Source organism: Gordonia otitidis NBRC 100426, assembly GCF_000248075.1.
Lineage (GTDB): Bacteria > Actinomycetota > Actinomycetes > Mycobacteriales > Mycobacteriaceae > Gordonia > Gordonia otitidis.
The window spans coordinates 1-5749 of record NZ_BAFB01000188.1 but is presented as its reverse complement, the minus strand read 5'-3'; the positions used below and the strand labels follow the sequence as shown (position 1 = coordinate 5749).

Here is a 5749-nt window from a genome sequence, read left to right as displayed (position 1 = left end):
CCATGAGGTGTTCGAGATTGGTGGAACGCGCTCCGAGCACCCGATCGAGATCGCCGGGACTCATGTGCCGCTGGGCGATTGTCGTCCCCAGGAGAACGGTCATCCACGCGAACGTCAGTGGCGCACTACGCAGGCAGCCGAGTACTCGGGCGGCCACGCGTCGGCGCGGTCGATCTTTCGTCTCACCCGGTACCTGCGTCATCGTGGTCAAGTGTGACGCACCGCCGACCGACACGCGCATCCATCACGCGAGCGTGCTGGTCCTCCCAGCAATGTCACAGTCCATGCAGCCACTCGGTCACCAGTTGCGGCACGGCCCGATCACGCGCCCAACGGTTGTGACCGAGCGGTGCGGCGATGTGTCGATGGTCGACGGCGCTGTGAGTGAACTTCGCCGTCAATGCGCCCATCACCGGAGGCGGTGCGTCGGAGTCGGCTCCGATTGTCACCGCGAGCACCGGAAGGTCGATCTCGGCGAATGCCGCCTCGTAGTCGATGTCCGCACCACGAGGGCTGAACCGGCCGTGGCGATTCAGGTACGTCCAATCTCGGATGAGCACCTGTGACTGTCTGCCGTAGCCTTCGACGACGGTTCCCGGCCAAAATCCGACGGCACGCGAGATCCGGTGCATCGCGAGCGGCCCCAGGGAGGCCCGCAGGCCCGAACCGCCGTGGTACAGCTTGTGGAACGGGACGCCGGACGCGATCAGGATGAGTCCGCGGAGGCGGTGCGCGTCGTCGGCGCCGAGGCGGGCCTGTCGCGCGGCGTAGAGCGACACGATGTGGCCGCCCATCGAATGTCCGGCAAGGAACAGAGCCCCTTCGGGGACGTGGTGCCGCGCGACAGCGATCGCCGAGGGCACGTCGTCGACGACCATCTGCTGCTGACCAAACGTGCTTGAGCGCGACGGGCGGGGTCTGCTCGCGCCCTGCCCGCGCAGGTCGGCGCACGCCACCGACACCCCGGCAGCAGCACAGCGAGTGGCGAACAGGTCGAAGTAGCTCGCGGGGGTTCACAGTCCGGGAAACAGGACAACCAGCGGCCCGGCGGTGTCGGCCTCGGCGCGGAAGATCCGCACCGGTGTACGGGTGCCGTCTGCCAACACCATGTCGTCGACGACATCTGGCGCACGCTGCGGAACGGAGAAGTCAATGGTGTTCGCAGTCACCACGCCGCCCTCGTCCGCCGAAGGCGCGCCGTCATCACCGTCCGCCGAAAGCGCGCCGTCATCGCCGTCCACCGAAGGCGAGCCGGATGATGATTCCGAACACCAGGATTCCGGCCCCCACGAGCATCGAGATGACGCCGGTCCACTGCAGTTCGTGCGAGATGGTGTCGATGACGACGTCGGCAACCGGTTTCGCGGTGTTACCCGACGACGAGAGGTCGTTTTTCAGATACGACCCGTAGAGCGCTGCGGCAGCCCAGCACACGAGACCCGCGACGACCGTCGCAATACCGAGCCATGCGATCACCGTCCCGCGCCGTCGTGCTACCAACAGAGCGATGATCGCGGCAACGATCCCCACGATCGCCGACACCTTGCCGACCGTCGTGATCTGCTCACCGGCACGGTGATAGGCGCCGGCGTGCAGACCCGTCTCGCCGTTGGAGACCGGAATCGTGATCGGACCCGAGACGCTGACGCCGACATTCGCGCTCGCCAACACTCGGTTGACCATAGACGTGATGTCGAGCTGCATCTCGGCGTTCGGGTCGGAGGCTTCGTCGAACAACCACTGGTGCTGCTGTCTGGCCACATCGGCGAAGTCCGCCGGGAACTGCGAGCTGTTGGTATACGCGTTGGCCAGCGGGCGGACAACAGACTGAGCTCCCGAGATCGGCGTGCGTGACGCGATCTCATCGGTGATCTGTCCTGCGAGGTAGTCCTTGACGGCCTGGTCGTGCCCCACCGGCTCGATCAGTGAGCTGAACCCGTCGTCGTCGACGATTCGTTCGCTGATCCAGACTGTCGGCACTGCAAGCACGATGGCCACGAACGCGACGATCGTCGCCAGACCACTGAGGAAGGTTCGCACGGCTACGACGCTACCGGTCGATGCTGACCTCTCGATGAGTGCTCAGCGCACGTCACTCCCCGACCAGATCGCGGGCACGCCCGACGATGAGGGGGTCGGGCTGACCCACGAATTCCTCGTCCTTGCCCTCGTAGTCGAACAGCGACAGTACGTAACGCATCGCGTTGATCCGGGCACGCTTCTTGTCGTTGCTCTTCACTACCGTCCACGGGGCATGGTCGGTGTCGGTGCGCTCGAACATGTTCTCCTTGGCCGCCGTGTAGGCGTCCCACTTGTCGAGCGAAGCGAGGTCCATCGGCGAGAGTTTCCACTGTCGCACCGGGTCGATCTGCCGGATCGCGAATCGGGTTCGCTGCTCGAGGGGGGTCACCGAGAACCAGAATTTCACCAGGCTGATGCCGTCGTCGACGAGCATCTTCTCGAAACCCGGGGCCTGCCGCATGAACTCTTCGTACTGTTCGTCGGTACAGAACCCCATGACCCGCTCGACCCCCGCACGGTTGTACCAGGAGCGGTCGAAGAAGATGATCTCGCCACCTGCGGGGAGATGCTGCACGTACCGCTGGAAGTACCACTGGGTCGATTCGCGCTCGCTCGGCTTCTCCAACGCAACGGTGTGGGCGCCGCGCGGATTGAGGTGCTCGTTGAAGCGTTTGATCGTGCCGCCTTTACCTGCGGCGTCGCGACCCTCGAACAACCACAGGTGGCGTTGTCCGGTCTGCTTGGACCACTTCTGCATCTTCAACAGTTCGATCTGCAGGCGACGCTTGGTGATCTCGTACTCACGGCGACTCATGCGCTCGTCGTACGGGTAGTCCTCGCGCCAGGTGTCGACGACGTTGCGCTCGGGGAGCGTCAGGAGGATCGGGTCGTCGTCGTCATCGTCGTTCACCGTGAACTGCGTGGTGTCTTTCAGATCGACGAGCTGTTGGAGGGCCTCCCGGCCGTTCAACTTGCTGAAATCGGGGCCGACGGCTTCGAGATCGTGTAACTCGGTCACTACCCAACGATATGCGTATCGGGCAAACACTGCGTAGCAATGAGGTGAACTGGGCATGGTCGACACCGTTGCCGAGGCCACATGACGATGTGCGCAGCGAACGAGGCACCCGAACGACGACTGCCGACGTTCAGTGTTCCGAACGTCGGCAGTCCTCGCAGCGATCACACGTCAGTTGCGCAGGCTGACCGACCCGGAGCGCAGGCAGGCCTTGCCACTGCCCGAGTCTGCTGCTGCCGCGAACCCGCCCGTGCACGCGACGCCCTGCGGTGTGGCGACGGCCTGGCCACCCCAGCCGCCGACGGCGACGGAGTTGCTCCCACGATGCGCCTGTGCGATGGACATCGCGCCCGGTCCGGTCGTCACCGAGTACGCGTTGCCACCCGAGTTCGCTCCCGCCAGGGCGGTGGAACCGGGCTGCAGGTTGTGTGCGCGGGCGTGGCCGCCACCGTCAGCGACGGCCACTGCGGTGCCGCTCGACGACGCGTCGGTGGCGCTGGCCGAACTGCCGGCGCCGGCTCGTGCGCCGCAGCCGCTCGTCCCGGAGATGTGCTGCACCGACTGTCCGTTCGCCGCATTGCAGTCGGTGGCCGCGTGCGCATCACCACCGCCGAGCGTGAACCCGGCGAGTAATCCGGCGCCTCCGCACACGACAGCGAAGACACGGACGGCAAAAGTGTTGATACGCAATTTATTTGGCCTCCAGGCGAAGTGATGGGGCGTTCCCGCGGACGCGGACAGCCCTGTCAGGGTACCCCGCGTTCGCCGCGACGAATACCGCGGAGCGCACGTTCTCAGGTAACGGATAGAAAACGACGCCGGAACCCGCGATACGGGATTCCGACGTCGTCGTCGAAGCGGCGAAAAGCCGTGCGGTTCAGGCTTTCGCGCGACGCTCCGCCTCTGCGGTCAGACCCTTGCGGGCGGTGTCGACGGCGACTTTCTGACCCCGCTTCACGATGAGTCCGGGCAGCTTGATCTTGAGGTCGACCTGCAACTCGAACTCGACATGGGTGCTGTCACCGTTGTCGGTCAACGTGTACTTTCCCTGTTGCTCCGACAGCGTCGTCGACTTGATCAAAGTCCATTCGCATGTGGTGTCGGTCCACGAGTAGTTGACGCTCTGGTCGTCGTTGATGCCCGCCGCGTTGACGGTCATCGACACCTCGTCGGGCGTGCCGTCATCGTGGGTACTCACGATTTCCGCTGCTTTGTGGGGACCGGACCATTCCGGAAGTGACTCGATGTCCATCAGGACTTCCATCACGACCGATAGCGGTGCGGCGATGTCGAATTCGGTCTTTGCTGAGACGGCCATGGTGAGCAACCTACCCTGTGCCCGAGGCCGAGACGACGTCAATCCTCATACGTCAGTCCTCGCGCTCGACGAGGTGCAGTGGCCAGGCCTCATCGGGAATGTCCCGTAGACCGCAGGCGACGTCGACCGCGGTGAACCAGCCGCGGAAATGGATGATCTCGCCGAGCACGGGATTGCGCACCGTGGCGTCGCAGCGGAAACGCTCGTGTTCGTCGTCCCAGCCCTCGATGTATTTCATCTGCGAGGCGAACAGGCCCTTCATGCCCACCTTGGGGCCGCGACCGAGCCATCGCATCGGCCCACTCTCGAGCAGGAGTTCGCCGGCGCGCGTCACCGACGGTTCGATGGGCCACAGAAGGTCGGGACCGTCACCGAAGTAGTCGACGAGCCCGGAGCGACCGTCGACGAGGAGTGAATTGAGCGCGCGGTCGCCGTTGGTGTACGAGAAGGTCCGGAGCACCGCCAACGATTCCCGACCGAGCTCGTCGACATAGCTGTACTGATTCTGGCTGAACGGCACCATGCGACTCGACCTCGCGGGGAACGCATTGCGTTTGGCGTAGAACCAGACGAGCGGAGGCGGCAGAGCCGACGATACGTAGACCGACTCGTAGATCCCGCTGCCGAGTTGGGCCACGCCTGACGTCGAGTCGATCGAGTAACGCCAGGCGATGTTGGGGTGCAAATTGTCGAAGTCGGAACCCAGCGCCTCCCGATACACCGGCGTCACGATTCCACCTCCCCTGGCCATGCCGACGGCAACCCCTGCCCCCGTGCTTGTGGGAGAACCTACTATGTGGCCCAGACCACCGTGTAGAGACCTCTTACCTCACGTGGTCATCACGGCGTCGCGGTCGCTGCGTCGCGGGTCGGTGATGCGGGCGTCAGCCGGCGACGACAGCGGATTCGCACAACCGAGCAAGTTCGGTGATCACGAGATCGAGAGGTTCGACGCTGCGCTGGGTGATCGACACGCTCACCGCCCCCTCGACAGCGGAAATGATCAGATTGGCCAAGGAGTCGGCGCGCGCGTCGTCGACCCCCTCGTAGACCAGGCGTGAGGCGATCTGTCGGCGCCAACGTCCGAAGATCTCGTCGGCTTCGTCGGCCACGGCAGGCTCCACGCGTCGGGCAAGACCACCTGCCAGCACAGGGCAGCCGCGCTGGAAATCGCTGTTGACCAGCATTTTGCGCCAGACGTCTCCGATGGACGCCACCGAGTCGGCTGCAGATCCCTCCCGACTGGCGGCGATACGGGAGGAGATGAAGTCGCCCGCGTAGCGCACCGCCTCGGTCATCAGTTCAGACTTGCCACCGGGGAAATGGTGGTAGATCGATCCCCTCGGCGCGCTGCTGGCAGTCAACACGTCACCGATCGACGTTCCGGGCAC

General features: G+C 64.7%; 9 protein-coding genes. All 9 read right to left on the bottom strand.

Annotated elements, in window-relative coordinates:
- The coding region (locus tag GOOTI_RS18465) for a rhomboid-like protein (protein ID WP_373279035.1) at positions 1-202 on the bottom strand (202 nt) is incomplete at its 3' end.
- Between the two features lie 73 nt (positions 203-275).
- The gene (locus GOOTI_RS18460) at positions 276-992 is read right to left on the bottom strand and encodes an alpha/beta fold hydrolase (RefSeq protein ID WP_083835952.1); all 717 of its coding nucleotides are present in this window, start codon (positions 990-992) and stop codon (positions 276-278) included.
- A 21-nt stretch (positions 993-1013) separates the two neighbouring features.
- A complete protein-coding gene (locus GOOTI_RS26890) occupies positions 1014-1241 on the bottom strand; it encodes a hypothetical protein (RefSeq protein WP_007240135.1) in 228 nt (75 codons plus the stop codon).
- Positions 1228-2040: a hypothetical protein gene (locus GOOTI_RS18455; RefSeq protein ID WP_007240134.1), complete on the bottom strand. Its 813-nt coding sequence runs from the start codon at positions 2038-2040 to the stop codon at positions 1228-1230. Before GOOTI_RS18455 ends, GOOTI_RS26890 begins: the two co-directional genes overlap by 14 nt.
- 52 nt (positions 2041-2092) lie before the next feature.
- Positions 2093-3040, bottom strand: coding sequence for a polyphosphate kinase 2 (ppk2, locus tag GOOTI_RS18450; RefSeq protein ID WP_007240133.1), 948 nt, complete (start codon positions 3038-3040; stop codon positions 2093-2095).
- A gap of 171 nt (positions 3041-3211) precedes the next feature.
- Positions 3212-3730 carry a DUF6764 family protein gene (locus GOOTI_RS18445; RefSeq protein WP_007240132.1) on the bottom strand — a complete coding sequence of 173 codons (519 nt, stop codon included), beginning with the start codon at positions 3728-3730 and terminating at the stop codon, positions 3212-3214.
- Between the two features lie 187 nt (positions 3731-3917).
- Complete coding sequence (locus tag GOOTI_RS18440) at positions 3918-4358, bottom strand: SRPBCC family protein (RefSeq protein WP_007240131.1); 441 nt, start codon at positions 4356-4358, stop codon at positions 3918-3920.
- Between the two features lie 52 nt (positions 4359-4410).
- Entirely contained in the window at positions 4411-5088 is a 678-nt protein-coding gene (locus tag GOOTI_RS18435; protein ID WP_039994333.1) for a DUF4166 domain-containing protein, read from the bottom strand.
- A 154-nt stretch (positions 5089-5242) separates the two neighbouring features.
- Positions 5243-5749: TetR/AcrR family transcriptional regulator (locus tag GOOTI_RS18430; protein ID WP_039994332.1), on the bottom strand; the 507-nt coding region annotated here is incomplete at its 5' end.

Excerpts from the sequence above, each read along its gene's own strand:
- GOOTI_RS18440 (WP_007240131.1), bottom strand. The coding sequence starts at position 4,358 with ATGGCCGTCTCAGCAAAGACCGAATTCGACATCGCCGCACCGCTATCG.